At 69.3% G+C, this 25,980-nt stretch carries 23 protein-coding genes and 1 pseudogene; 7 read left to right on the forward strand and 17 right to left on the reverse strand.

The annotated features are described in order from the left end of the window. Nucleotides 1-44 precede the first annotated feature (44 nt). The 3 genes from CES90_RS51710 to CES90_RS37785 form a co-directional block, all read right to left on the reverse strand. Entirely contained in the window at nucleotides 45-482 is a 438-nt protein-coding gene (locus CES90_RS51710) for a hypothetical protein (protein ID WP_308437827.1), read from the reverse strand. A gap of 15 nt (nucleotides 483-497) precedes the next feature. Beyond that, nucleotides 498-1,040 (reverse strand): BRO-N domain-containing protein, encoded by a 543-nt coding sequence (locus CES90_RS51715; RefSeq protein WP_332836435.1) that lies wholly within the window; start codon nucleotides 1,038-1,040, stop codon nucleotides 498-500. 110 nt (nucleotides 1,041-1,150) lie between these two features. Further along, entirely contained in the window at nucleotides 1,151-1,477 is a 327-nt protein-coding gene (locus CES90_RS37785) for a hypothetical protein (RefSeq protein ID WP_189780809.1), read from the reverse strand. A gap of 289 nt (nucleotides 1,478-1,766) precedes the next feature. Here CES90_RS37785 and CES90_RS37790 point away from each other — a divergent pair, with 289 nt between their 5' ends. Beyond that, nucleotides 1,767-2,870 carry a helix-turn-helix domain-containing protein gene (locus CES90_RS37790; RefSeq protein ID WP_229913580.1) on the forward strand — a complete coding sequence of 368 codons (1,104 nt, stop codon included), beginning with the start codon at nucleotides 1,767-1,769 and terminating at the stop codon, nucleotides 2,868-2,870. A gap of 80 nt (nucleotides 2,871-2,950) precedes the next feature. Here the strand turns inward: CES90_RS37790 and CES90_RS37795 are convergent, their stop codons facing one another. Next, the gene (locus CES90_RS37795; RefSeq protein ID WP_189780808.1) at nucleotides 2,951-5,278 is read right to left on the reverse strand and encodes a SpoIIE family protein phosphatase; all 2,328 of its coding nucleotides are present in this window, start codon (nucleotides 5,276-5,278) and stop codon (nucleotides 2,951-2,953) included. Between the two features lie 271 nt (nucleotides 5,279-5,549). On the opposite strand from CES90_RS37795, the gene aspS reads away from it, so the two are divergent. Both aspS and CES90_RS37810 read left to right on the forward strand, forming a co-directional pair. Further along, entirely contained in the window at nucleotides 5,550-7,313 is a 1,764-nt protein-coding gene (gene aspS / locus CES90_RS37800; RefSeq protein WP_189780807.1) for an aspartate--tRNA ligase, read from the forward strand. Between the two features lie 102 nt (nucleotides 7,314-7,415). After that, nucleotides 7,416-8,312 carry a GOLPH3/VPS74 family protein gene (locus CES90_RS37810; RefSeq protein WP_373313258.1) on the forward strand — a complete coding sequence of 299 codons (897 nt, stop codon included), beginning with the start codon at nucleotides 7,416-7,418 and terminating at the stop codon, nucleotides 8,310-8,312. A 35-nt stretch (nucleotides 8,313-8,347) separates the two neighbouring features. Here the strand turns inward: CES90_RS37810 and CES90_RS37815 are convergent, their stop codons facing one another. Continuing rightward, nucleotides 8,348-9,316, reverse strand: coding sequence for an NAD(P)-dependent alcohol dehydrogenase (locus CES90_RS37815; protein WP_189780806.1), 969 nt, complete (start codon nucleotides 9,314-9,316; stop codon nucleotides 8,348-8,350). A 219-nt stretch (nucleotides 9,317-9,535) separates the two neighbouring features. Continuing rightward, nucleotides 9,536-10,996, reverse strand: a complete 1,461-nt coding sequence (locus CES90_RS37820) for an ATP-binding protein (protein ID WP_189780805.1) — start codon at nucleotides 10,994-10,996, stop codon at nucleotides 9,536-9,538. Between the two features lie 216 nt (nucleotides 10,997-11,212). Here CES90_RS37820 and CES90_RS37825 point away from each other — a divergent pair, with 216 nt between their 5' ends. Genes CES90_RS37825 through CES90_RS37835 form a run of 3 tightly spaced genes read left to right on the forward strand, consistent with a single transcriptional unit; the run spans nucleotide 11,213 to nucleotide 12,308 of the window. Continuing rightward, a complete protein-coding gene (locus CES90_RS37825) occupies nucleotides 11,213-11,743 on the forward strand; it encodes a DUF5753 domain-containing protein (protein WP_308437830.1) in 531 nt (176 codons plus the stop codon). Nucleotides 11,744-11,745: 2 nt separating this feature from the next. After that, nucleotides 11,746-11,925: a DUF397 domain-containing protein gene (locus tag CES90_RS37830; RefSeq protein WP_189780804.1), complete on the forward strand. Its 180-nt coding sequence runs from the start codon at nucleotides 11,746-11,748 to the stop codon at nucleotides 11,923-11,925. 2 nt (nucleotides 11,926-11,927) lie between these two features. Continuing rightward, nucleotides 11,928-12,308, forward strand: coding sequence for a hypothetical protein (locus CES90_RS37835; protein ID WP_189780803.1), 381 nt, complete (start codon nucleotides 11,928-11,930; stop codon nucleotides 12,306-12,308). Here CES90_RS37835 and CES90_RS37840 read toward each other — a convergent pair. The 7 genes from CES90_RS37840 to CES90_RS37870 form a co-directional block, all read right to left on the reverse strand. Beyond that, complete coding sequence (locus tag CES90_RS37840; protein ID WP_189780802.1) at nucleotides 12,286-14,454, reverse strand: tetratricopeptide repeat protein; 2,169 nt, start codon at nucleotides 14,452-14,454, stop codon at nucleotides 12,286-12,288. The genes CES90_RS37835 and CES90_RS37840 overlap by 23 nt on opposite strands. Continuing rightward, nucleotides 14,451-14,879: a hypothetical protein gene (locus CES90_RS37845; RefSeq protein ID WP_189780801.1), complete on the reverse strand. Its 429-nt coding sequence runs from the start codon at nucleotides 14,877-14,879 to the stop codon at nucleotides 14,451-14,453. The genes CES90_RS37840 and CES90_RS37845 overlap by 4 nt, the downstream gene beginning before the upstream one ends. 114 nt (nucleotides 14,880-14,993) lie before the next feature. Continuing rightward, nucleotides 14,994-15,182 carry a hypothetical protein gene (locus tag CES90_RS37850; protein ID WP_189780800.1) on the reverse strand — a complete coding sequence of 63 codons (189 nt, stop codon included), beginning with the start codon at nucleotides 15,180-15,182 and terminating at the stop codon, nucleotides 14,994-14,996. Between the two features lie 7 nt (nucleotides 15,183-15,189). Beyond that, nucleotides 15,190-15,843, reverse strand: a complete 654-nt coding sequence (locus tag CES90_RS37855; RefSeq protein ID WP_189781089.1) for a nucleotidyl transferase AbiEii/AbiGii toxin family protein — start codon at nucleotides 15,841-15,843, stop codon at nucleotides 15,190-15,192. A gap of 168 nt (nucleotides 15,844-16,011) precedes the next feature. Beyond that, the gene (locus CES90_RS37860; protein WP_229913578.1) at nucleotides 16,012-16,581 is read right to left on the reverse strand and encodes a pathogenesis-related family 1 protein; all 570 of its coding nucleotides are present in this window, start codon (nucleotides 16,579-16,581) and stop codon (nucleotides 16,012-16,014) included. Between the two features lie 202 nt (nucleotides 16,582-16,783). Then, complete coding sequence (locus CES90_RS51420) at nucleotides 16,784-19,915, reverse strand: S8 family serine peptidase (protein WP_189780799.1); 3,132 nt, start codon at nucleotides 19,913-19,915, stop codon at nucleotides 16,784-16,786. Between the two features lie 365 nt (nucleotides 19,916-20,280). Beyond that, a complete protein-coding gene (locus tag CES90_RS37870) occupies nucleotides 20,281-21,105 on the reverse strand; it encodes a CAP domain-containing protein (protein WP_189780798.1) in 825 nt (274 codons plus the stop codon). A 460-nt stretch (nucleotides 21,106-21,565) separates the two neighbouring features. On the opposite strand from CES90_RS37870, the gene CES90_RS37875 reads away from it, so the two are divergent. Further along, nucleotides 21,566-21,931 carry a cupin domain-containing protein gene (locus CES90_RS37875; protein ID WP_189780797.1) on the forward strand — a complete coding sequence of 122 codons (366 nt, stop codon included), beginning with the start codon at nucleotides 21,566-21,568 and terminating at the stop codon, nucleotides 21,929-21,931. Nucleotides 21,932-22,094: 163 nt separating this feature from the next. Here CES90_RS37875 and CES90_RS37880 read toward each other — a convergent pair whose 3' ends face one another. The 4 genes and pseudogenes from CES90_RS37880 to CES90_RS37895 form a co-directional block, all read right to left on the reverse strand. Further along, complete coding sequence (locus tag CES90_RS37880) at nucleotides 22,095-22,460, reverse strand: PH domain-containing protein (RefSeq protein ID WP_149823558.1); 366 nt, start codon at nucleotides 22,458-22,460, stop codon at nucleotides 22,095-22,097. Nucleotides 22,461-22,521: 61 nt separating this feature from the next. Beyond that, nucleotides 22,522-22,773, reverse strand: a pseudogene (locus CES90_RS37885) (hypothetical protein); the annotation flags it as partial. A 136-nt stretch (nucleotides 22,774-22,909) separates the two neighbouring features. Beyond that, on the reverse strand, nucleotides 22,910-24,625 hold the full coding sequence (metG, locus tag CES90_RS37890) for a methionine--tRNA ligase (RefSeq protein ID WP_189780796.1): 1,716 nt from the start codon (nucleotides 24,623-24,625) through the stop codon (nucleotides 22,910-22,912). 129 nt (nucleotides 24,626-24,754) lie between these two features. Continuing rightward, a complete protein-coding gene (locus tag CES90_RS37895) occupies nucleotides 24,755-25,870 on the reverse strand; it encodes a VWA domain-containing protein (protein WP_332836410.1) in 1,116 nt (371 codons plus the stop codon). Nucleotides 25,871-25,980: the final 110 nt, after the last annotated feature.

Below are 25,980 nucleotides of genomic sequence, written 5' to 3' on the forward strand. Positions count from 1 at the left end.
GTCTTACGAGGGCTGCACTGCGAGGTAGTGCGGGGTTCTACGGGTTACGGCAGCACGTACACCGGTGCCCCGTCCTCGGTGCAGCCCCTCTGCCGTACGCATCCCCGCTTCAGCAGCATCCGCAGGCAGTCGTTGACGCGCTCCTGCGACAGCCCCGTACGAGTGGAGATCTCCTCCAGGCGATAGCGGGCCTCACCGCGCACCAGCGCCGGGGCGAGACAGGCCGCGACCGCGTGGACATCCTCGGTGACGACCAGGTTCTTCGCCTTCCAGGTGGCGAGCAGGTCCTGGGGGGTGAGTTCCGGTTCTGGTTCCGGGGTCGAGTGGGAGCGGTTGGGGCGTCTGAGGGACTCGGCGATGTCCTGGAGGGCGTCGGCGATCCTGCTCTGGCTCTGGTTGAGCTGCTGCAGCAGATGGTTGCGGTCCTCCGTGAAGGCCGCGAGCATCTCGTCCGCCTCCAGGTTGCGTTGTTCGAGTCGCACGATCGCGTCGGCGACTTATTGGGGCATGACGTAGGCCGGGGGGCCGACGGCGGGGGTTTGGACGGGGGAGGGTTCGAGGGCGTAGGAGCCGTCGCGCTGGATGGTGGTGATGACGTCGGAGACCCACGCCTTGAAGGGTGCGCATTCCGGCTTGGTGCACCCGTTGACGAGCGCGACGAGGCCGCGCAGGTTCACCATCTTCATTGACTTTTGCAGCCTGTGATCTGCAAGTTTGCGTGAGGTGTCTACTGTATAGACGCCTTGTGCAATCTCACTCAGAGGCTTCGTGCAATCTGGCGCAACGTGCCAGCCGAGAGCCTGACGCGTGTTTGCGTAGCCGAGATTCGAGGCCACGTCGGCCGCCACGAACCAGTGCTCCCCGTCCGGGGTCGTAAGCCTCCGCATGCGCGCCCCGTGGCCGCGAACACGAAGTCGTTGATGTCGATGGCGTCCGGTCGCCGTGCCGCCGATTCGTCGGGCGGCGTGTTGTTCTGCTCGTACATCGAGCATCACCTCCGCCTCGGACGCTAGGCAGAGGGCGGAACAACTCGCGGGCATAGCAAGGATGTTCACCCTATAGTGGACAGCGGTATCGATTCTGTGACAAAGGGGGAGAGGGGCAGGTCCCCTCCGCCTGCCCCTCTCCCCCTTTGTCGCTCGGCCGAACGTCAAAGCCTGCTGTTGTCGCCCTTGTTGACGATGGTGGCCTTCTCGCAGTTCTTCCAGGTGAGTTTGTTGGGGCCCGCTCCGTGTCGCGCCACTCGCTGAACATGGCGTACGTGCCCGACTTGGTGAAGGTGTTGCCGCTCACCGTGTTGTCGCTGCTGCGGTCCCGGATGCGTACGGGGTCGCCGGAGACGCCCCGGGTACTTCGCGGCCACGTCCGGCGCCGACCAGCTCGGCTCGGCCAGGGCACCCAGGATCAGCGCGCTGCCGACCGCGGTGGTGACGAAGGCCTTCGGTACGGAACGGGTACGCGGGGCGTGCGTACGCATGGGGCAACTCCTCATCAGGTTGGTCGGGTGGGTGGGGTGCGGCCGGGCCTCCCCCGTGGGGCCGGCCGTCGCGACAGCAACCGAGCCTGGGCCGTGGGATCTTGTCCGGCAATGGCTTTCCGTGTCCGGGACAGACGGGCCGCTGTCCGGGCTGGTCGGCGGCTGGTCGGCGGCTGGTCGGCGGGCTGGTCGGCGGCTTGTCCGGGCGGTACGGGCGGTGCGGCTGGGGGCGCCCGACGTGGCCGGGACGAGGGTTGTCGGCCGCGACGGCCGGGATCACAATGACCGCATGGCGATCACGGGGGACGGCGAGAACGCCGACAACAGTCACAACAGCGACAACAGCGAACGCAGTGGAAACACCGGGGGGTTAGAACCGGGCGGCGCACGCACCGCAGCGGAGTACGTCGTCCTGTTGCGGCGGCTCAAGGAGCACAGCGGGTTCACCTTCCGGCAGTTGGAGCAGAAGGCCGCCGAGCGGGGTGACGTCCTGGCCCGCAGCACCCTCGCGGACGTACTGCGACGCGACGCGCTGCCCCGCGCGGAAGTCGTCGCCGCGCTCGTCCGGGCGTGCGGGGCCGGGAGGGACGAGTCCGCGTGGCTGGCGGCCAGGGAGCGGATCGCGTCCATGGGTGGGGCCGAGGGCGAGTCTTCGGATTCACCTGATTCACCTGATTCACCGGATTCTCCGGACTCCCCCGTGTCGTCCTCCGGCAGCTCCGACGCCTCCGGCAGCCGTATCCGTACCGCCTCCCTCGCCACCGTGGCCTCGCTCGGGACGGTCGCTCTGCTCGTCATCGGCGCGGTGGTGCTGTTGCCGCAGGACGGGGAGGCGCCGGCCACCGAGGGTGCGGGCGGCCAGGCGTCGGAGACGTCCACCCCGGTAGGACCCGGCCCCGCCCCCGGACTGTCCCGCATTCGCCCGGTGCGCGCCCCCGAACTGTGCCTGACCGAGGGGGAGGCGCGCGTCGAGAGCGGTGCGTCCAAGGTCGTGGCGGTACAGCGGCCGTGCAGCGAGGCCGTACCGCCGAAGACGTATCTGCTGAAGGCGGACGACGGGCTGTACCGCATCCAGTGGGACCACCCGGACCCGGCCAAGGGGAAGGGCTGCCTCACCCTCCTGACCGACGGGGAGTTCCGGCAGATGCTCGAACCTTGGAGCGACTGCCAGATCGGGGGATCTTCCCAACTCTTCCGTATCGAGCGGGCCGAGGGCACCGACGACGGCTGGCGACTGCGCCCCGAGCAGTCCGGCGACATGTGCGTCGGCATCCGCGGGAACGCCGACGAGGCGAACGCGGTGGCCGTGGCGGAGAACTGCGCGGAGAAGGGGACGGAGAAGGGGACGGATACGGTCGCCCCCGCGCAGGTGTTCCTCATCGGGCGAGGGTGACGGTCGGGCCATGGGCGCTGGAGGCGCGCAACTGCTCGCCGAGCTCGTGCGGCGCCAGATCCCCCTGGATGACCAACACCCTAGATGACCAATGCCCCGTCCGACCCGCCCGCCGGTGCCGCCTCCTGCAGCTCGAACCAGATGCTCTTGCCGTCGCCGCGCGGATCCACCCCCCAGGCGTCCGCGAGCATGTCCATGAGGACCAGGCCGCGGCCGGAAGAGGCCAGTTCGCCGGGGTGGCGCTTGTGCGGGAGGTCGTCGCTGGTGTCGGTCACCTCGATACGCATCCGGCGCTTGCCCCCTTCCCCGGTCATCTCGGCGACGAGCAGCGCGTCGGCGTCGGTGTGGACGAGGACGTTGGTGAGCATCTCGGAGACGAGGAGGACCGCGGAGTGGACCTGGTCGTCGCAGGTCCAGTCGTGCAGGAGCTCGCGGACCTGCTGGCGGGCCCCGGCGATGCGCTCGGGCTCGGCCTGGGCGACGGTCAGGGCGGTACGCCGTACGGGAGGCCGTACGACCGTGGTGTCGCCGCACCCGCAGCCCTCGCCCGCCCGGCACAGCAGCAGCATCGCGATGTCGTCCTCGCGCCGGTCGGCGAGCGGGCCGGGGGTGTGGTGCGAGGAGGGACCGTGCACGGCCTGGACCAGCACATCGGCCAGCGCCTCCAGCCGCCCCGGTTCCAGAAGGCCCGGCAACGGCTTCAGCCCACCGGACCTCATGCCACCGGATCCCAGGTCGTCGGATCCCAGGTCGTTGGAGCTCAGGCCGTCGGATCCCATGCCATCGGACCCCAGCCCGTCGCCCACGTTGCCGTTCGCGTCGTCGTTTGCGCTGCCGTCCCCGTCCTCCGCACTCGCGTCGAACCCCTCCAGGATTGTCCGGACGCGGCGCCAGCCCGTGTCGAGGTCGTGGCCGCCGGTCTCGATGAGGCCGTCGGTGCACAGGAGCATGGTCTCGCCGGGTTCCAGCACGAGCCGGGTGGTGGGGTAGTCGGCGTCGGGGTCGATGCCCAGCGGCAGGCCGCCCGCGGTCGTCCGGATCAGCACGGTGCCGTCGGCCATGCGGATCGCCGGGTCGAGGTGCCCGGCGCGGGCGATGTCCAGTACGCCGGTCACCGGGTCGACCTCGACGTACAGGCAGGTCGCGAAGCGCAGGTCGGTGAAGTCGGCGGCGGAGTCGTTGGTGACCCCGTGCAGGAAGCGCGAGGCGCGGGAGAGGACGGCGTCGGGGCGGTGGCCCTCGGAGGCGTAGGCGCGCAGGGCGATGCGGAGCTGGCCCATGAGCCCGGCGGCGCGTACGTCGTGGCCCTGGACGTCGCCGATGACCAGGGCGAAGCGGCCGCTCGGCAGGGCGATCATGTCGTACCAGTCGCCGCCGACCTGGAGTCCGCCGCCGGTGGGGACGTACCGCGCGGCGACGTTCATGCCGGGAATCTCGGGGCCGAGCGTGGGCAGCATCGTGCGCTGGAGTCCGTCGGTCAGCTCGCGTTCGGTCTCGGCGGCGCCCGCGCGGGACAGGGCCTGGGCGAGCATACGGGCGACGGTGGTCAGGACCGAGCGCTCGTCGGGCGTGAAGGTGACCGGATAGGTGAAGCCCGCCATCCACGCGCCCATGGTGCGGCCGGCGACGATCAGCGGCAGGAACGCCCAGGACTGGCGGCCGAACTGTTCGGCCAGCGGCCAGGAGGTGGGATAGCGGGCCTTGTACTCCTCGGGGGAGGAGAGGTAGACGGCGCGGCCGGTGCGGACCACCTCGGCAGCCGGGTAGTCCGTCTCCAAGGGCATGTGGAAGGCAGCCTCGTCGCCCTTCTTGTGCCCGTGGTGGCCTATGACGGTGAGGCGGTCGGCCTCCACCCCGAACACGGCGAGCCCGTCCGGGGAGATGCCCGGCATCGCCAGGCCCGCCGCTACCCGCAGCACTTCGTCCGTGGACCGCGCCTCGGCCAGCGCGCGCCCCGCGTCCAGCAGGAACGCCTCGCGTGAGCGCCGCCAGTCGCCGGTGACGGCGGGGGCGCGGGAGGCGGTCTTCGGCGAGGGCTCGGTGACCTCCTGGATGGTGCCGATCATCTCGACGGAGTCCCGGACCGGGTCGAACCTCGACTTGGATCGGCTGCGGAGCGTTCGGATCACCCGGCCCCGCTCGTCCATGACGCGGATCCGGACCTCGGCGATGGTGTCCTCGGCGCCCGCGAGCTGGACGACGGAGACGATCTCGTTCCAGTCGACGGGGTGGAGCCTCGCCCGGGCGTAGGCCTGGCTCAGCGTCGTCGGCTCCCCGGGCAGCCCCAGTAACCGGGCGGCTTCGGCGTCCACGGTGACGGCACCGGCAGCGCTGTCCCAGGTCCACAGCCCAGTCGCGAGGGCGGACAGGACGTCCTCCACGGTGGGTGGGGGCTCACCAGTGCGCATTGACCCACTCTAAGAACAGCTGATCGGACGGTGCCACCGAAGCGTAGTCGCTCCGCTGGGGGCGAGGTGGGGTTTTTGGGCGGTTGAGGGCTGTTGAGAATCCGCGGGTGCGTGGGGGTTCGTCGTGCCCACGCGGCGGAGCCGCACATCGATACAGCCCCGTGCCCCTTACGGGGCGCCCCGAGCGAGCCGGTCCCGGCCGGTACCCTGGTTTTGTTTCACGTGAAACACAGCCCGGAATCCCCGATCAGCGAAGACTGGATGAACGACGATGCATCGGTACAGGTCCCACACCTGCGGCGAGCTCCGCGCCTCTGACGTCGGCACCGACGTCCGGCTGAGCGGCTGGCTGCACAATCGGCGCGACCTGGGCGGCATCCTCTTCATCGATCTGCGCGACCACTACGGCATCACGCAGCTCGTCGCCCGTCCGGGCACCCCGGCGTACGAAGCGCTGGACAAGATCTCCAAGGAGTCGACCGTCCGCGTGGACGGCAAGGTCGTTTCACGTGGAACCGAGAACGTGAACCCCGAGCTGCCCACCGGCGAGGTCGAGGTCGAGGTCGGAGAGGTCGAGCTGCTCGGCGCGGCCGCCCCGCTCCCCTTCACCATCAACGCCGAGGACGGGGTCAACGAGGAGCGGCGCCTGGAGTACCGCTTCCTGGACCTGCGCCGCGAGCGCATGCACCGCAACATCATGCTGCGTACGGCGGTGATCTCCGCGATCCGTCACAAGATGACGGCGCTGGGCTTCAACGAGATGGCGACCCCGATCCTGTCCGCCACCTCGCCCGAGGGCGCCCGCGACTTCGTGGTCCCCTCCCGTCTCAACCCGGGCAAGTTCTACGCGCTCCCACAGGCCCCGCAGCAGTTCAAGCAGCTGCTGATGATCTCGGGCTTCGACCGGTACTTCCAGATCGCGCCCTGCTTCCGTGACGAGGACGCGCGCGCGGACCGCTCGCCGGGCGAGTTCTACCAGCTCGACGTCGAGATGAGCTTCGTGGAGCAGGAGGACGTCTTCCAGCCCATCGAGAAGCTCATGACCGAGCTGTTCGAGGAGTTCGGCAACGGCCGTCACGTCACCTCCCCCTTCCCGCGCATCCCGTTCCGCGAGGCGATGCTCAAGTACGGCTCCGACAAGCCGGACCTGCGCGCCCAGCTGGAGCTGGTGGACATCACCGACATCTTCGAGGGCTCGGAGTTCAAGGCCTTCGCGGGTAAGCACGTACGCGCGCTGCCGGTGCCGGACGTCTCCGCCCAGCCCCGTAAGTTCTTCGACCAGCTCGGCGAGTACGCGATCGAGCAGGGCGCGAAGGGCCTGGCCTGGGTGCGCGTCGCCGAGGACGGTTCGCTGTCCGGTCCGATCGCGAAGTTCCTCACCGAGGAGAACGTCGCCGAGCTGACCAAGAGGCTGTCGCTGGCCGCCGGGCACGCGGTGTTCTTCGGCGCGGGCGAGTTCGAGGAAGTCTCGAAGATCATGGGCGCGGTCCGCGTCGAGGCCGCCAAGCGGGCCGGCCACTTCGAGGAGGGCGTCTTCCGCTTCTGCTGGATCGTCGACTTCCCGATGTACGAGAAGGACGAGGACACCGGCAAGATCGACTTCTCGCACAACCCCTTCTCCATGCCGCAGGGCGGCCTTGAGGCCCTGCAGACCCAGGACCCGCTGGACATCCTCGGCTGGCAGTACGACATCGTCTGCAACGGCGTCGAGCTCTCCTCCGGCGCGATCCGGAACCACGAGCCCGACATCATGCTCAAGGCCTTCGAGATCGCGGGCTACGACCGGGACACCGTCGAGGAGCAGTTCGCGGGCATGCTGCGCGCGTTCCGCTTCGGCGCCCCGCCGCACGGCGGCATCGCACCCGGCGTCGACCGCATCGTCATGCTCCTCGCGGACGAGCCCAACATCCGCGAGACCATCGCCTTCCCGCTCAACGGCAACGCCCAGGACCTGATGATGGGCGCGCCGACGGAGCTGGAGGAGGCGCGGCTGCGCGAGCTGCATCTCTCGGTGCGGAAGCCGCAGCCGAAGTAGCCCGCAGCCGAAGTAGCCCGTAGCTGAAGTAAGGCAAGTCTTTCCGCTTGCCTTTCGTAAAGGGACCTGAAATCGCGCCCGTCGATTTCAGGTCCCTTTCCTGTGCGCGGGGGGAAAGGGTCCCTTTTCTCAGCTGACGAGGACACGATCTACGACCAGAGCGGCACCCAGGGCGGTCTGCTCAAGCCGAATTACCAGAAGAACGACATCGCCAAGGGCGTCATCGGCTCCATCACGGTGGGCCTCGACCCCGAGGCCACCAGCCGGGTTGGGGCAGCGAGCGGGTTGAGGGACAGCTCAACCGAATTCCGGTTCCGATTCCGGTTCGGGTGGGCCCGGAACTGGGGTACTTCGGCCCACGTCTTACAGATCATGACCGCCTTCCCCTCCACCCCCACACCCACCCCCACGACCCTCGGCGAAGAAGTCCTCCTCCTCTCCCTCGACGACACCACGGGAGAGACTCAGCTGCCCCTGCGGACGACGTACGCGATCGCCGCGGCGACCCTGCTGGAACGGGCCCTGTCCGGCGACGCGGCGGAGGCGGCGCTCCCGGACGATGCCGAGAAGTGGATCTTCGAGCATCGCAACAAGGAGTACGAGACCGCGCTCCAGGGCCTCGTGGCCAAGGGCCTGATCCGTAAGGAGAAGCGCCGGGTCCTCCTGGTCTTCCGTACGACCAGGTACCCGGAGTCGGACGGAAGCGTGGAGTCGGCCCTGCGACGCCGCTTGGCCGAGGTGGTCCTGGAGGGAGCCGACCCGGACCCCCGTACCGCCGCCCTGATCACCCTCCTCCACCACGGCGAACTCCAGGCCCTCGTCTTCCCCGAGGCGGACACCGACGGCTCGCCGGCCAAACAGCGCATGGCCGAGATCGCCGAACACCACTGGGCGGACCCCGCCCTCCGCCGCATGGCCGATACCGCGGCCGCGACGGCGGCGGCCCTCACGGCGGCGACGATGGTGACGACGGTGGTGGTGATCACGACGGTGACGTGAGCGGTTGGACGGCGACCGAGAGAGCGTCAGACGGTTCAGACCGTGATGACGAGCTTGCCCCGGGGGTGGCCGTCGCGCAGATGGCGGAGGGCCTCGGGTGCCTCGCCGAGGGGGTACGCGCGGTCGATGGCCGGGGTGATCCTGCCCTGCTCAGCGAGGTCTTTCAGGGCCAGGAGGTCCTCTTGGCGGCTGAGGGAGACGAGGTTGCGGAGGTTCTGCGTGGTGAACGGCGAGAGCAGGACGGCCCGGAGACCACGGCTCATGCCGCCGAGGAAGCCGCTGCCGCCCTCGCCGCCGACGATGACGAGAGTGCCGCGTGGCGTGAGGACGCGACGGAGTACCGGCAGTGGCCGGAGCCCCGCGTTGTCGACGATGATGTCGTAGCGGTGCGGGCTGTCGGTGATGTCCTCGCGCGTGTAGTCGATGACATGGGTGGCGCCGAGTGAGCGGACGAGGTCCGCGCCGGCCGGACCGCAGACGCCGGTGACCTCCGCGCCGTACATCGTGGCGAGCTGGACGGCGTACGTTCCCACGCCGCCGGACGCGCCGATGACGAGGACCCGTTGGCCGGGCTGTGGGCGGGACCTGCCGCTGAGGGCCTGGAGGGCGGTCATGCCGGAGACGGGGAGGGCGGCCGCCTGTTCGAACGTGAGGTTGGCGGGCTTGAGCGCGATCTTGTCGGCCTTGGCGCACGCGTACTCGGCGAAGGACCCCTCGCAGTTGCCGAACACCTCGTCCCCCACCTTGAACCGGGTCACCTTCGCCCCGACCGCCTCGACCCGCCCGGCCCCGTCCCACCCCCGTACGGGATTCCTGGGCTTACGGAGTCCGAGGGCGACCCGGGCCACATACGGCTTGCCCGTCATCAGATGCCACACCTCGGGGCCGCAACCGGCGGCCCGCACCTCGACCAGCACCTCGTCGTCGCCGGGTACGGGGCGCTCGATGTCCCGCAGCTCCAGGAGATCCGCCGACCCGTACGCATCCTGAACGATCGCCTTCATGGCCGTAGCTCCCCTTTGCGGTCCCCGCCATCGAATGTCCCGGTTGTGTCGAGCACCCCCGTTGCTCCGAGCATCCCGACGGCTCGAACGGCTGACCAGATTCCTGAGGGCGGTTTCGGGGGCGGGCGGGATGAGGTTTCCTACGGCGGACGGCGGACGGCGGACGGTTAACCCCACCTGCTGCCGCCCGGGGATGTGCCCCGCACTTCCTTGCGAACCTCAGGACTGCCAGGCGGAGACAACGTCCCCGGCACCCCACACGAGTTCAACCGCATCGTCACGCCCCATGGGCCCCACGGTCCCGGAGAGGGACACCACAGCCAGCCGCCCAGCGACGTCCGAGGCGAAACCGGGAACCTGCGCGGCACCCCTCCGCAGCGCGGCCAGGTCGTGCTGGTCGAACGGAGAGGCGAGCCACTTCACGGAGCCGGCGAAGAAAAGGCGGCTCGCGACGGGTGCGCGATCGGCACCGATCAGATCGATTTCTGGGGAGAACTGTCGGTTCCACCACCCGCCCACGACCTCGGTGTCCGGCCACGGGAGCCCCCCGGCCGCGGCGGCCAGTTCCAGTGCCTCCCGGATCAGCGGCTCGACGGCCCGCCCACGCCAGGCGGCCCAACGCCGCTGAACGAGCCGGTACGCGGCCTCGGGTCGGCCGCGCCGCGACAGTTCCTGCGCGGAGCGCATGGCGGCGAGGTAGAGGCGCAGGTTGCTGTCGGCGACGCGGTAGAGGGCGGGCTTGCCGGGACTGGTGGACAGTGGTGTGTCGCAGGCGAGGACGCGCTTCTCCTCCGTGAGCCTGCGCAGAAGAGGGGACAGTATCCCGGACGGCAGGGCCCCGCTCTGGCTTCCCGCCGTCGCCCCGATGTTGGCGTGTGTACGGTCGCCGCTGCCCACCGCCTCCAGCACCCGCCGGGACTGGTCGGGCGCGGGGAACTCAGCCAAGAGGGCCGCCTCCGGAACGCCGAAGAGCGGCGAGGCGGGGTCCGCGCACTCGGCCTCGATGAAGTCGAGCGCGGGTGTGCCGTGCGGCCAAGCGCGCAGAATTCCCGGCAGTCCCCCTGAAACGAGGTGCGCGTCCATGGCGTCCGCGGCCTCCAACCCCAGCGCGTCCCCCGTCTCTGCCGGGTTGAGCGGACCGAGGACCAGGCTGTCCGCCCGTCCGTAGAACGGCCGGTCGTATGCCGTGAACCGCTCCATCATGTGCAGATCACTGCCGAGCAGGAGGAGAAGCACGGGCCGATTGGCCAGCAGCCGGTCCCAGGCGGTCTGGAGCGCTCCATCGAAGACGGGATCCTGCTCGGCGAGCCAGGGCAGTTCATCGATGACGACGATGCTCGGGGAGTCGGCGGGGAGAACGGCGGCGAGTGCGCGAAGGGTGTCAGGCCAGTTGGTCGGGGCGCTCTTCGGTACGAGTTCGGGATCGGTTGGGAGGGACGACTCCCTCAGCTCGGCCATGAAGTCGGCGATCCCTTCCAGAGGGGAGGCACCCTTGGTCGCGGTGAAGAAGACGTACGGCCGCCCCACCTGATCACAGAACTCCTGCACAAGCCGCGACTTCCCGACCTGCCGTCGCCCCCTTATGGCGACGGCGACCCCGGCGCCGTCGGTGGTGACGCGGTCGAGGCGTTTGCGGAGGAGAGCCAGCTCGGTCTGACGGCCTACGAAGGGGGTGGGCATGGGGCCTCCTGAGGCGCCGAAATCGAGGGTAGATTAATTCTACGTAGATTGGTTCTACCTAACTTGTTGATCTGGACGCTTCGGGGAACCGGTCGAACAGTTCCTCGGCGCTGGTGACCGTGAGGGCCTCGTCCACCCAGTGCAGCAGGGTGACGGGGTCATGGCACGAGCTGATGCGCTCTCGCGTGGAGGCCAGGGTGGGGATGCCTCGCGGAACTGGAACACCATGCCCAGTCCATCCAGGTGATCGGAACCTCGCACGTTCCTGGGCTGTTGCAGACCGAGGACTACGCGCGGGCGGTGTTCTCGTACTGGGTTCCGGAGTTAGTGACGGGCGACGTGGAGCCGAGGGTCGAGCATCGCATGCGGCGCAAGGCGGTCCTTGAGCGGTGCCCGTACGAGGTGGTGCTGCACGAGCCTGTGCTTCGTACGCGAGTCGCCGATCGCAGAGTCGCGCGGGCCCAACTTGACCAGATCATCCGGGAGTCGGAGCGCCCGAGCGTCACCGTACGAGTGGTCCCCTTCGACACGGATGGCTTCGGCGGAGCCAGTTCCGCGCTGTTGTACGTGGGTGGGGCAGTGCCCGCGCTGGACACCGTGCAACGGGACACGCCGTACGGCACCGCGTTCCTGGACGACGCCATGGAGCTCCGGAACATGCGAACGCTCTTTCGTAAGGTGGAATCGGCGGCACTCGACCCCGTGAGGTCCCGTGACTTCATCCACCGTTTGTCGAAGGAGCTGTGACCGTGATCCAGTGGCAGAAGTCCTCCTTCTCGGGCGGCGCCAACGGAAATGAGTGCGTTCAACTCGCTCGGAATGATGGGGAGTTGGTCGTGCGTGAGAGCGATGAACCGACTCGAATACTTCGCGTCGCCCCCGGCGGTCTCGCCGCGCTCCTCCGGCGGATTCAGGCGGAGCGCAGCTGACCGTGAGCCACGACGACGAGTTCGGCCGTGCCCTGGAAACCGTGCTGCGTGACCTTCGTGCCCAGTGCGCCGTACGGCCGGCCATCCGTGAACCCGAGGACGACTATCCCGGAGTTCTGCTCTCCGGGTGGGGCGTCTACGCCGAGCCGGACGGGCGCCCGGCGGTCCTTCTCTCCGATGTGGCCGACCAGGTGCAGGGGTGGGCGGTGGAGGCGCTGTGGGAGGCGGGGCTGTCGGCGGTGTGGCCGCAGTGCCCGGAGCATCCGGATACGCATCCGTTGAGGGCGACTGTGGAGAAGAGTGCGGCGGTGTGGGTGTGTCCTCGGACGGGGGTCGCTGTTTCGAGGGTTGGGGAGTTGCTCAGTCGTGGGGGCGGGGAGTAGACGCATTGGTGTGGTCGTCCGGCGGGCAGGTGGATGAGGAAGTCCGTTGGGCTGCCCGGGCGACAGCGAGGTTGCTGCGGCTGGTCAGGGTGTCGGGGTGGGTGTGTCCGAGGACTTGTTCGCGCTGGGCGAGGGTCGTTTCGTAGAGGGGGATCGCGCGCTCCAGGTCTCCTGCATTCGCGTAGGCGTTTGCGAGGATGCCGCGGCTGGTCAGGGTGCTGGGGTGGGTGTGTCCCAGGGTTTGTTCGCGCTGGGCGAGGGTGGCCTCGTACAGGGGGATAGCGCGCTCGAGGTCTCCTGCAGTCTCGAAGGCGACAGCGAGGTTGCTGCGGCTGGTCAGGGTGTCGGGGTGGGTGTGTCCGAGTACTTGTTCGCGCTGGGCGAGGGTCGTTTCGTAGAGAGGGATCGCCTGCTCCAGGTCTCTCGCCTTCCAGTGGGCGTAGGCGAGGTTGTTGCGGCTGGTCAGGGTGCTGGGGTGGGTGTGTCCCAGGGTTTGTTCACGCTGGGCGAGGGTGGTCTCGTAGAGAGGGATCGCGCGCTCCAGGTCGCCCGCGTCGTCGTAGGCGGTCGCGAGGCCGTTGCGGCTGGTCAGGGTGCTGGGGTGGGTGTGTCCCAGGGTTTGTTCGCGCTGGGCGAGGGTGGTCTCGTGCAGGGGGATCGCCCGCTCCGGGTTCCCTGCCTCTTTGTAGGCATAGGCGAGTTGGTGACGGCTGGTGAGGGTGGCGGGGTGGGTGTCTCCGAGGGTCCGCTCGGCGTGAGCCAGGATGGCTTGGAGCAGGGAGACAGCGTGGACTGTCCGTCCCTGTCTGTGGAGGTAATCGGTGGCGGTCCTGTAGGCCATTATGGTTTCGGCTGCCGCCATGTGGTCGGGCGGTGAGCTCTCGGCGAGAGCCGTGATGTGTGGGAGCCACTGTTGCCACTGTTCGGCGGGAGCGGGCGAGCCGTCGTGGGAGGGCATGGCCTGGTGGATCAGGCGCTCGGCGTCGGCGCGGCCGGGCGGTGGGTTGCCGCGCGTACGCAGGACGGTCTGGACCAGGCGGTGGACGTTGAGGTTCTTCTGGTCGGTGAACGTGACCATGTTGTACGTGTGCAGCACCCCCAGCGCGGAGTTGAGGGCGATCGAGGTCGGGGCGAGCGGCGCCAGGTAGGTGCGGGGGATGTCATCGGGGGCCAACCACGCCATCACTGTCAGGAGGGTGACCGCCAAGGGGTTGCGGTCGGTGATGGCGGTGATCGTGTGATCCCAGATGCGGGCGATGGTCCGCTCCGGGTCGATGCCTTCCGTGACCTCGTCCAGGACCAGGCCCAGGGACTGGCGGTACGTGTCCAGATCGGTTCCGGTCTGGAAGGCGTAGGCACCCGCTTGTTCGAGAGCCAGTGGCAGGCAGCCGAGTGTGCGTGCCAACTCCCGGGCCGCGTCACGGTCGTGATCCGTGGCCGTACCGTCCGGGAACGCCACCAGCGTGCACAGCAGGTCCGTGGCCTTCTCCAGAGGAAGCAGACCCAGAGCCATCGTGGGCGCCAGCGCGTGCCAGCCGGTTGCCTTGCGGCTCGTCGCCAGGTGGTGGCCGCGGTGCAGGGTGCCCAGGTACGGGCGTAGGTGGGCCGGGTTCTCGATGTTGTCGAAGATGAGCAGCCAGTCGGAGTGTTCCTGCAACCACAGCATCGCCCAGGCCGCTCGCTCGTCCGGGCTCGCCGCCCCCGCCCAGTGCGGGCACAGCGACATGGCCAGCTCCGACAGACTCCTTACGATCGACTCCGCCGACTCGGCCGTCATCCACCACACCAGCGTGTACTCGCCGCGGTAGCGGTGCGCGTACTGCAACGCCAGTGTGCTCTTGCCGACGCCGCCCAGGCCGTGGATCGCGCGTACGGCAGCCTGCGTGACGGCTGCGGTGCCCTCGCCCGTCAACATTGCACGAAGCCCGGCGAGTTCGTCCTCCCGGCCAACGAAGACACCGGACGCCGACCCCGGCAAGTACCCCGCCTCCGGCGGCGCCTGAACCGTCCGCGCCCAGTGCACCGCATCGGGTGGCAGTATCACCACGCGCGTGTTGTCCCCGCTGATCGCCACGCCGATGGAGCCGCCGGCGGCCATCGAACGGTCGCCGGAGGCCCCGACCCCCGGAGGCTGCTCGCCGATCACTGCCGTGGTACGTCGTGGCCGTCGCCGGTGATGGCGATGCCGATGTTGCCGCCGGCGGCGATCGCGCGGGTGCCGGATGCCGTGACCGTGACGGTCCCCGTACTACCGGACGGCAGCAGGCTCGCCAGCTCGCGCCGCAGCTCCTCGTCCTCCCGCAGCGCCTTCTTGATCTGCACGCGCAGCGCTGCCGACGCGTCGTCGTCCTCCGGTTCCGCCGCCGCGTCGGCCACCGCCGACTCCAGGGCGGCGCGGCTCTGGTCGTCGCGGCGGTGCCAGACTGCCTGAAGCATGCGGCGGCCAATGTTCGCCGTGGCCTCCACCGCCGCGCTCTCCGCTCTCGTCAGCACGCCGGTGCCGTACGCGACGACCGCCGCCGTCAGATACGGGCCCGCCTGGCCCACCAGCTGACCGATCTCCGTGCTCATCCCGACCCCCAGCCCTCTCGCTGCCAACACAGCGTAGGGATACGCCACTTCCCGTACACCGAAACGCCGGATGCGGGGACCCCGGTTCTCCACGGTTCCATCGGCTCCGCCGTACTACCGCTTCAGCGCTCGGTACCGCTTCAGCAGCGCCGACAACCTCGCCGGGTCCTTCGCGCCGTTCAGCTCTGTGAGGAGGGCGTCGGGGCACAGCTCGTACAGGTCGCCCCACCAACCCCGCCGCCGGTTGTCGTAGATGCGGTAGCCGCCGGGGACACCTCGGGCGACGTAGCGTCTCCTGCTCATCAGGCGCTCACCAGGGGTCGTCCTCCGGAGGGGGTTCCATCGCCTCCTCTTCCAGGAGGCGTTCGGCGATGTCGTCGGCCCAGGTCTGGGCCCACTGGCGGACGGCCATGATGGCTTCGGCGTCCAGGCCGTGGCGAGCGAATTCTCTGTTGTCGAGCCACTCCGTGGCCTCCAGGCGGGACTGGAGGTCGGTGAGGTCGAAGGTGTCGGGGGCGTGGCGGCGGGCGAGTTCTTCCAGTTCGGGGTGGGACCAGTGGTCGGCGGTGGCGTGGACGGCGACCAGGTCGCGGGCCGTGCCCCGGTCGGCCAGGGCGCGGACCTTGGTGCCGATCAGGTCTTCGAGGGAGACGGTCGGGCCGAGGGACGTGGCCACCGGCGGGCGCCAGAGGGTCTCCTTCATCAGGTCCAGCGTGCGTTCCTCCGCCGTCGTGGGGTCGGTGATCAGGAGGCGGGCGGAGAGGGGGGTCGTCTCGACCTCGTGTACCAGCCAGCCCCGTGACATCAGGTCGGCGCGGATCGTCGTCGCGATCTGGTCCATGGGGGCGGGGTGTTCCGTCGCCAGCTCCAGTGCGCGGCCGCCACCCCTGGCGGTCAGGCCGTGGGCCTGGGCCGCGTAGTCGCCGGTGAGGGCGAGGGCGTAGGGGGCGCCGATGGTCAGGATGTCGGTGAGGAGGTGGTGGACCGGGTTCGGGTCCGGGGGCGGGGCAGGGAGCGGGTTTTCGGGGAGGTCGTTCACCTGGGGGCCTGTGGGGTGGTCGTGGGGGGTGGGGCCATGGAGGGATTATCACGGCCCCGGGTCCCCCTTGCCGTACCTGTACGGCTCATCGGCTCAGTACGGCCGCCGGCCCACCCAGTTGCCCGGCGGGTCGAAGTTCGCGACGACGTACGTCCAGCCGTTGCCGCATCGCACCTTCGCCGCGCCGACCCGTGTCGAGGTGCGCCACACCACCTGGGTGTAGTGGAGGCAGGGTTTGCCCTTGACGCAGGAGTTCGCGGCGCGGTCGTAGTCGGGCTTTTCCTCCACCCACAGACGGGCCGCGTCCGGCATCGAGAAGTCGGCGCTCGTTCCCTTGGCCAGGTTCTCGCCGTACCGGCTGTTCGAGTGGATGAGCCCACAGTCGTCGACGCGCAGGCGGGCCCAGTGGCGGGCGTGGGCGGTGAGCGTGTCGTCCCAGACCAGGGGAAGGACGCCCACGTCCGCTCGCGCCTTGTTGACGATCGTCATGAAGCCGTTGATCTCCGGTTTTCGCACAGCCGCCGCCGCTTCGGCTTGTTCCCCGATGGCAGCCGATGGCGGAACAGCGGCCCGCGCCGCCGCACCCGGCGCCAGCGCTGCCGCCACCATCACCGCTGCCATCCAGCCGCCGAGCCCGGTCGTCCGCAGCCCGTTCTGCCGCACGATTCGTACCCCCTCATGCCCCAACTCCCCTGCTGCCGTCGCTACTTGTAGAGGAGGGGAGAGCAGCGCCATAGAGGATGGAGCGACCCGCCATCCCATCGGGGGAAACCAGGGAGGCGAAGGTTTGGGTAACGCCAACCGCCCGCGAACTCAAGGGAGTTCGCGGGCGGCTCGTCGGGACGACAGCTGTTCACTTACGGCGTTACGGCGTCACCGCCAACGCCGTATGCTGCACCTTCGTCTTCCCGTCCCCGAACTCCACGACGCCGACGTACCGTTCGCCGCGCGTCGCGGCCGAACCCCACGTCACCGTCACCTCGGAGCGGTCGCCCGCGGTGACCCGCTGGCTCGAAGGGCTGACCGTGGGGGTCAGCGCCGGGTCACCCTGGCCGACCTCCCAGGTCCACAGCGTGTACTGCTGGCTGCTCGCGCCGGCCGGGAGTTGGTACTGGAGGACGTAGACGTCGTAGTCGCCGGGCGGCAGGTCGGTGTGCTCGTCGGAGTCGGGGCCCGGCCAGCGGCCGATGTGCTTGCCGGCGGTGTCGAAGACGTACAGGTCGATGTCGCTACCGGGGAGGTGGTCGGCGGAGGTGATGGCGAGGCGGGTGAAGGCGGCGCCTTCGGGGACGTGGATCCGGTGCTTCACGACCGCGTCGTTGGTGTGCGGGCTCTTCGGGAAGTCGGATGTGTCGGTGCCGGTGAGGGTGCCGGTCGTCTTCTTGCCGGTGTACAGGGCCGCCTTCGCTGTCAGGGAGCCGGTCCAGCCCACCCCGGTGGTCAGCTTCACCGATTCCTGGCCGCTGACCGTGACCTCGGCCGGCGCCGTGAGGCCCGTGGGGCGCAGGGCGATCGGGCTGGTGACCCGGTGGCGGGCGTGGGCGTCGCTCCAGGTGAGGGAGCCGTAGAACCAGGTGTCGAAGCGGGCGTCGGTACGCTTGAAGCGGACCGTGTACGAGGCCGACTCGCCCGGCGCGAGCTTCAGCCGCTTCGGGGTGACCTGGGCGCGGAACCCGGGCGGGGTCTGGAGCTTGGCCTTGTACGTGGCCGCCTTCGCCGCCACGTTGGTGACCTTGCGGGTGACCGTCTGGTGGCCCAAGAGGTCGCCGACCGAGATCGACGGGTAGTTCAGGTCACTGGGGTCGAGCGGCGCGGCCGTCGCGCAGGGGTCCTCGCCGTTCTCGGCCGCCGGGGGGTTGCCGATCGCACAGAGGTACGCGGTCCAGTCGGCGGACGTGGAGTCGTAGACCAGGCCGGGGTCGGCGGCGCGGGTGACGCGGGGGGTGCCGGAGCCGTAGTCGAGCGGGGTGGCGGAGTCGGCGAGCTGGCGGCCGACGGGGTCGCCCGCCTCGTCCTTCGTCGTCGCCGTCGTCATCAGCGCCGACTTGACCTCCATCGGCGACCAGCTCGGGTGGAGCTGCTTCAGCAGGGTTGCGAGGCCCGCGATGTGCGGCGACGCCATCGACGTACCGGACATGAAGCCGAACGAGCCCGTGTAGCCGCTCAGACTGCCCGGTACCGTGCCCGCCGGGATGGTCTCGCCGGGGGCGGCGATGTCCGGCTTGAGCAGGTCACCGTTGCTGTAGTGGTCGGGGCCGCTGGAGGACCAGGAGGTGACGTCCCGGGTCTTGACCTTGTGGCGCTCGCTGGGGAGGAATTCCGCGGTCGCGCCCGCCGTGGCCGCGTACTCCTTCACGGCCGGCGCGTCCTCCTTGCCCACCTGGAACACGGGGACGGAGAAGACGAAGACGAAGAAGTCCTGGCCGCTGGTCGGGGTATGGGTGAGGACGATCGCCGCGCCGCCGGCCGCCTTGACCTCGGTGGCCTTGACATCGACGAAGATGCCCTCGCCGCCCTGGTCGCAGACCACGATCTTCCCCTTGGTCCGCTCGGGGTCGAGCGTGCCCGGCGCGCACAGTGCGGCCCGCTCGGCGGTCGCGTCCGACTTGCGTACGTCGACGGCGTTGACCAGCGGGGTCGAGGGGACGCCCGGGTTCATGTTGCGCTGGGTGAAGCGGCGGCCGTTACCGAGGGCGAGGGACGCGGTGTAGTCGGTGTCGTGCGTCGACGCGGCGACCGTCGTCACCCAGGGTGCGGTGTGCTCGACCGTGTCCGGTCCGCTGTTGCCGGCCGAGGTGGCGACGAACACGCCCGCCTTGGCCGCGTTGAACATGGCCTTTTTGGTGGTCGTGCCCGTGATGGCCCCACCTATGGAGTAGTTGATGACGTCGACGCCGTCCGCTACTGCCCGGTCGATCGCGGCCACGGTGTCCACGACCGGGCAGTTCGTGCTCCAGCAGGTCTTGTAGTACGCCAGCCGGGCCGCCGGCGCGATTCCGCTGAGCTTGCCGCTGGTGCCGCTGCCGGGGATCGACGCCTCGACGCCGTGGTTCCCGGCGGCCGTCGTACCGGTGTGGGTGCCGTGGCTGTTGCGGTCCAGCGGCGAGGCCACGTCGTCGGGGGTGGGCTTGGCGACGCCCTTGCGGAACCACTGGGCGCCGATCACCTTGTTGTTGCAGGTGACACGGTTGGCGGGGTTGGGGTCGCTGCCCTCGTCGCAGGCGCCGCGCCACTTCTTGGCGATGATCTCGGCGTCGGGGCGGGGTTCCGGCAGCGGGGCGAGCATCGGGTTCGACGGGTCGAAGCCGGTGTCGATGATGCCGACGATCATGCCCTCACCGGCGTGCTCGGGGCCGCCGAACTTCGACCACAGCCCCTTCTTGCCGGACAGGCCGAGCAGGGCGGGGAGGTCGGGGAGCGAGGCGGAGCCGGTGGTTTCGCCGGTGTCGGGCGCGGCCGGTGCCTTCGCGATGCCGGCCGTGGCGTCGGATCGGCCGAGGGCGTCGGCCGCGGGGCCGTGATCGGGCGTCGGGGTCTCGGCGGTCAGTTTGTTGACCGTACTCCGGGTCACCGCGACCACCCCCGGCATCCCCGCCAGCTTCGACGCCTGCCGGCCGGTCAGCTTCGCGGCGAAGCCGTTGAGTGTGAAGTCGTAGTCGTAGAGCGGCTTGACGCCGGGTACGGCGTCGAGGACGTCGTCGCGGCGGTCGTCCAGGTGGTCTCGATAGGCGTCGACCGCGCCGGAGTCGGGGTCGAGCCGCTTGCCGTCCTTCGGCGCAGTCCGCTTCAGGCGGGGCAGGCCGCCCTCGTAGGCGGCGACGGGCGCGTCGGCGAGTGTCACGACGTAGATGCCGGGGCCGTAACTACCGTCGCTCTCCACGGAGTTGTCGGCGGCGTAGGCGGTGGGAGCGGTGACGGCGGTCAGCGTCAGGGCTCCGGCGAGGAGCGGTGCCAGAAGGGTGACAGCCGCTCTCGGGCGTATGTGATGGTGAGTCAACTGTGGTCCATGTCAATCGAATTGGTAAGACCTCGTCCCCCATTGGCCCCCAATGTCACAGAGAACTCGCCAGTAATGAATCTTGAAGTCTCACATACCGATGGATCTCCACAGCCGTTTCACAGCCACCACCGAAGTCGTCGACGCGGACGGCGAGGTCATGGCCTCGTACGTCACCTCCAAGACCATCCAGAACGTCGTCTACCCCGGCGAGGAGTACACCGTCCACTCCGGCGGCACCACCTCCGGCGTCGCCGAGTCCGGGAAACTCGGCGACGCCGAGAAGATCGCCACGGTCACAGCCGAGCGAAACCCCCGAGGGCGGCGGCTTCGGGGGCGGCGGCCCGGGCGGCAGGCAGTAGCCGCTATCCGGGTGAGCCGAAGTTCTGGGTCCAGTAGCTGCCCGGGCCCGCCAGGCCGATGCCGATCTCCTTGAAGCCGCAGTTCAGGATGTTGGCCTTGTGGCCGGGGCTGTTCATCCAGCCGTCCATGACGCTGTCGGCGGTGCCGTACCCGGCGGCGACGTTCTCGCCCGCGGAGCTGTACTGGTATCCGACACGGGCGAGCCGGTCGGTCATGGACGAGCCGTCGGAACCGGTGTGGGACATGTTCTGGTGGTCGGCCATGTCCTGGCTGTGGTTCTGCGCGGCCTTGGTGAGCTTGGTGTCCACGGTGACCGGCGCGCAACCGGCCTTCGCGCGTTCGGAGTTGACCAACTCCAGCACCCGGGCCGTGGGGCCGGAGGCGGTGCTGCTCGCGGCGCTGGTGGGAGCGCTCGCGGCACGCGTGGGCTTGGGCGTGCTCGGCGGCGACGTGGTCTTGGCGGGCTCGTCGGCGGTGCGCTTGGGGGTCGGACTCGCCGACTTCGAGGGTGACGCGCTCGGGCTGGTGCGGGAGCGAGAGGGGCTCGGCTTGCCGGTGGGTTCGGCGGAGGTGGCCGGGGCGGAGGGTGTCGGGGCGGAGGGTGTCGCGGACGCGGAAGGTGTGCGCGACGGCCGCGCGGGAGCCGCCCGGTCCGAGTCGTCCCCTCCCCACCAGGAGAACGCCACACTGCGCCAGCCGCCGAGTCCGACACCGCTCGCCTGCGCGGCCACGGGTATGCCGATGGCGCCCACAGCCACTACGACAGCCGAGGCGATGGCTATCTTGCGGCGTTTGGAGCGTTTCTTTCTCTGGCGGTGCTTGCCCATGCGTGGCCTCACTCACAAGCGACGTCGGCCGGCCTTGGCCCTGGCGAGCCGTCATTATGGGGACCCTCGCGCGCCCCGGGCAACGAACACCCGTCCGACCGCCGAGCGGCGCCGAGGAGGTCTCGCCGGGGGTGTGAGGCCTGCGGATCCCGCCGCCGTCACACGCGAACTGGCCCCCGGGATCTGGCGGGAGGTGTTCTCCCGCAGTCGCGGGCGCCGAATTCATCGAGCCGGAAGACCGGTTGAATTGGCCACGATGACGGCAAGAGCCCGATTCGTGCGCAAAAGAAAGTGGTTGTCGCCAAAAGGAAATCGGACAGCCGGGGATATGCATGCATATCCCCGGCGTGATGCATGTCACGGTGGTGTGTCGCAGGCTGGAAGTGCGGGGTTTCCCGAGAGAGCGGACCGCCGTACGGAGATTCCCGAGGCCCCGCAGTGATCCGGTCATGGAGGAAACATGACGGCAGTCACGCGGACGGATGTACCCGTCGAGATCGAGGGCAACGGCGTCGAACTGCGGATGCAGGACATCGGCGGCGACACGGAGGTCGCGTTCGTCCGGTTCCCCAAGGGAGCGGACATGCGGCCGGCCCTCAAGGACGAGCCCGACGGCCTGTGCCAGGTCCCCCACTGGGGCTACATGTTCAAGGGCCGGCTCGTGATGCACACCAAGGAGGGCGACAAGACCTACAAGGAGGGCGAGGCCTTCTACTGGCCGCCCGGTCACGCACCGGAAGCGCTGGAGGACTGCGAGTACGTGGACTTCTCGCCCCGCAAGGAATTCGAGCAGGTCATCAGCCACGTCAAGTCGAACCTCGGCTGACCCCCACTCAGAACCCGTGACGGATAAGGAAGTTGGCGGCAACCCTTCCCGAACCCGCGACCGCAGATGAGTCGGAACTCCCTTTCAGGGGGCTCCACGCGAACCACGTGGTCCCGAACCACGTGTTCCCGAACCACGTACCTCCGGGCCGCATCGTCGTCCCCTAACGGGCCACGAACTGCGTGAGGATCGCCTGGACCTCGTAGATGTCCACGCCCTTGGTGAAGGTCTTCTCGATCGGTTCATGGGTGCCGGAGAGCCAGATCTTGAGCTCGGCGTCCAAGTCGAAGTGACCCGCCGTCTCGACCGAGAAGTGCGTGATGCTGCGGTACGGGACGGAGTGGTACTCCACCTTCTTGCCGGTGAGTCCCTGCTTGTCGATCAGGATCAGCCGACGGTCGGTGAACAGGATGGTGTCGCGGATCAGCAGGAACGCCGCGTGAACCTGCTCGCCGTGCCCCAGCAGACGGGCGTAGTCCTGCTGGGCCTTGCCGGGATTGACGGTGTGCGCGTTTCCGAACAGTGCCATGCCCGGGGAGACGCACACACGGGCGCACAGGGTTGCTTTACGGATACGCCGCGCCACTCCTCTGCGCCTGGGAGAAGCGGGCGGACAAATCGGGGCGGCGGGTGATTTCGATGTCCCGGGCCCAGATGAGGACCCAGCTCTGCACCGGGCTCAGGGACTGCCACTCGACGGCTTTGGCGAAGGCTTCGTCCTTCGAGGCCTGCATCTCCTCCAGGCGGCCCGGAGCAATGACGGCGAGGGCGACACGGAGGGCGTCGGGGGTCTGCTCGGGTCGGGGGATCAGCTCGCGTCCGTGGTCGGCCAGTGTCCTCATGGTGTCCTCCAGGAGTGGCCCTGCCAGCGTATCCGGCCGGGGCGGGAGTGAGGGCAACTCCCGCGTCGCGACAGCGGCAGGGACCGGTGACGCCATCCGACGTCACCGGTCCCCTTTTCCGGAGTCTGCGAGTTACTTACACCGGCTCGCCGCCGAAGCGCTCCTTGTATGCCTCCAGGTCGTCCTCCGTCAGCTTCGCGAAGAGGACCGGCGGGACGGTGAACGGGGTGCCGGCCGGGACGAAGTCCAGGGCCTTGGCCTCGTCCGCCGTGACCCAGGTGGCCGTGTCGTCCGGCAGGGCGAAGGCGGTGCGCATGGCGGCCGAGGAGGCCGGGATGAACGGCTCGGAGACCACCGAGTAGAGGTGGATGAGGTTCATCGCCGTACGGAGGGTCAGGGCCGCGCCGTCCTGGTCGGTCTTGATCTCCAGCCAGGGGGCCTTCTCCTCCAGGTAGGAGTTGCCCGCCGACCACAGGGCGCGCAGCGCGGCCGCCGCCTTGCGGAACTGGAGGGCCTCCATCTGGGACTCGTACTCGGCGAGCAGGCGGGCGATCTCCTCGCCCAGACGGGCCTCCGCCTCGCCGGCCGCCGAACCCGCCGGGACCTCGTCGCCGAAGCGCTTGCGGGAGAAGGACAGGACACGGTTGACGAAGTTGCCGAGGGTGTCGGCGAGGTCTTTGTTGACCGTGGCGGTGAAGTGCTCCCAGGTGAAGGACGAGTCGTCCGACTCGGGGGCGTTGGCGATGAGGAAGTACCGCCAGTAGTCGGCGGGCAGGATCTCCAGCGCCTGGTCGGTGAAGACACCGCGCTTCTGCGACGTGGAGAACTTCCCGCCGTAGTACGTCAGCCAGTTGAAGGACTTGACGTAGTCGACCTTCTTCCACGGCTCGCGGATGCCCAGCTCGGTGGCCGGGAACATCACCGTGTGGAACGGGACGTTGTCCTTGGCCATGAACTGCGTGTAGCGGACGTCGGTGTCGACGTCGTACCACCACGACTTCCAGTCGCGGTTCTCCGGGTCCTGGTCCGACCACTCCTTCGTGGAGCCGATGTACTCGATCGGCGCGTCGAACCATACGTAGAAGACCTTGCCCTCGGCCGCCAGCTCCGGCCAGGTGTCGGCCGGGACCGGCACACCCCAGTCCAGGTCGCGGGTGATGGCGCGGTCGTGCAGACCCTCGTTCAGCCACTTGCGGGCGATCGAGGACGACAGATGCGGCCACTCCTCCTCGTGCGCCGCCACCCAGGCCTCGACCTCGTGCTGCAACCTCGACTGCAGGAGGAAGAGGTGCTTGGTCTCGCGGACCTCCAGCTCGGTCGACCCGGAGATCGCCGAGCGCGGGTCGATCAGGTCCGTCGGGTCGAGTACGCGGGTGCAGTTCTCGCACTGGTCGCCGCGGGCCTTGTCGTAGCCGCAGTGCGGGCAGGTGCCCTCGACGTAGCGGTCCGGGAGGAACCGGCCGTCGGCGGGTGAGTACACCTGGCGGATCGCCCGCTCCTCGATGAACCCGTTCTCCTTGAGCTTCCGCGCGAAGTGCTGGGTGATCTCCACGTTCTGCGGGCTGGAACTCCGCCCGAAGTAGTCGAAGGCCAGCGCGAACCCGTCGTACACCGCCTTCTGCGCGTCATGCGCCTGCGCGCAGAACTCGTCGACCGGGATCCCCTGCTCCTTCGCCGCCAGCTCGGCCGGGGTCCCGTGCTCGTCCGTCGCGCAGATGTACAGGACATCGTGGCCGCGCTGCCGCAGGTACCGCGAGTACACATCCGCCGGGAGCATGGACCCCACCATGTTGCCCAGGTGCTTGATCCCGTTGATGTACGGAAGGGCGCTGGTGATGAGGTGTCGAGCCATCGGGGGATGCTCCCAGGTCGGTCGTTTTCGTGAGTCTTGAAATCCTAGCCGACATGGGTGTGCCGCCCGCCTCCCCTTTTGAGGGGTGGGAAGCGGGCGGCACGGGGCGTGAGGGGCGTGAGTGGCGGGTTACGGGCGCCAGGTGGCCAGGAGGCCCTCGTAGACCTCGGTGTCCGTCAGCTCGCGGGGGGTTTCGCCGGCGAGGAAGTGGGAGGTGTTGGCCGACTTCAGCTTGCGGAGGTAGTCGAAGGCCTTGTTCTCCGGGTCACCGAAGGCGACGAAGGCGAAGTGGACGGAGGGGTGGTTCTTGGCGGCGTCCGTGAGGGCCTGGGTGGCGGGGGTCTTGGCGTCCGGGGCGCCGTCCGTCTGGAAGACGACCAGGGCGGGAGCCGTGGGGTCGGCCGACTTCTGGTGCTGGGCGAGGACCTCTTCGACGGCCACGTGGTAGCTGGTACGGCCCATGCGGCCGAGGCCGTTGTGCAGCTCGTCGACCTTGTTCTCGTGCTCGGTGAGGGTGAGCTCGCCGGTGCCGTCCAGTTCGGTCGAGAAGAACACGACGGGGACCGTGGCCTCCGGGTCCAGGTGGGCGGCGAGGGCGAGGGTCTGCTCGCCGAGGGCCTGGGCGGAGCCGTCCTTGTAGTACGGGCGCATCGAGGCGGAGCGGTCGAGGACGAGGTACACCTTCGCCCGGGCGCCGGTCAGGTCCCGCTCCTTGAGTACGGCACCGGCGGCCTTGTACGGGGCGGAGAGCCCGGGGGCGCGGGTCCTGACCTTGGCGGCGGTGGTGGCGGGCTTCCCGGCCTCGGCTTCGCCCTCGGTCGCCTCCGTCTTCCCTCCAGCACCACCTGTACCGCTCTCGTCGTCGGCTGCGGGTGCGGCGACTGCGGGTGCGGCGACTGCGGGTTCGGGGGACGGGGAGGAGGACGGCGAAGGCTGGGGGGCCTCCGCAGCCTCGGGTGCTTCTTCGGCCACGGAGGGTTCCACGGCCGCAGCCACGGGCTCCGGTTCCGGTTCCGGTTCCGGCGCAACCTCCGGCTCAGCCTTCGGCGCCTTTACGGCTTCGGGCTCCGGCTGGGCCTGCGGCTCGGGCTCGACGGTCGGCTCGGGGGCAACCGCGGCCTCCGGCTCGGCGACGGGCTCGGGCTCGGTCACAGCGACCGGCTTCTCGGGCTCGGGCTCGGGCTCGGCAGCGGATTCCGGCATCTCCGCGACAGCGGGCTCGGCGACGGGCTCGGGCTCGGCCACGGCGACAGGCTCCGGCGTCTCCGCGCCCGCGGCCTTCGCCTCGACGACCGGCTCAGCCTCGGCGTCAGCAACGACCTGGGCTTTCGCCTCGATGACCGGCTCAGCCTCGG

The sequence above is a fragment of the Streptomyces capitiformicae genome, from assembly GCF_002214185.1.
GTDB classification, from domain to species: Bacteria; Actinomycetota; Actinomycetes; order Streptomycetales; family Streptomycetaceae; genus Streptomyces; species Streptomyces capitiformicae.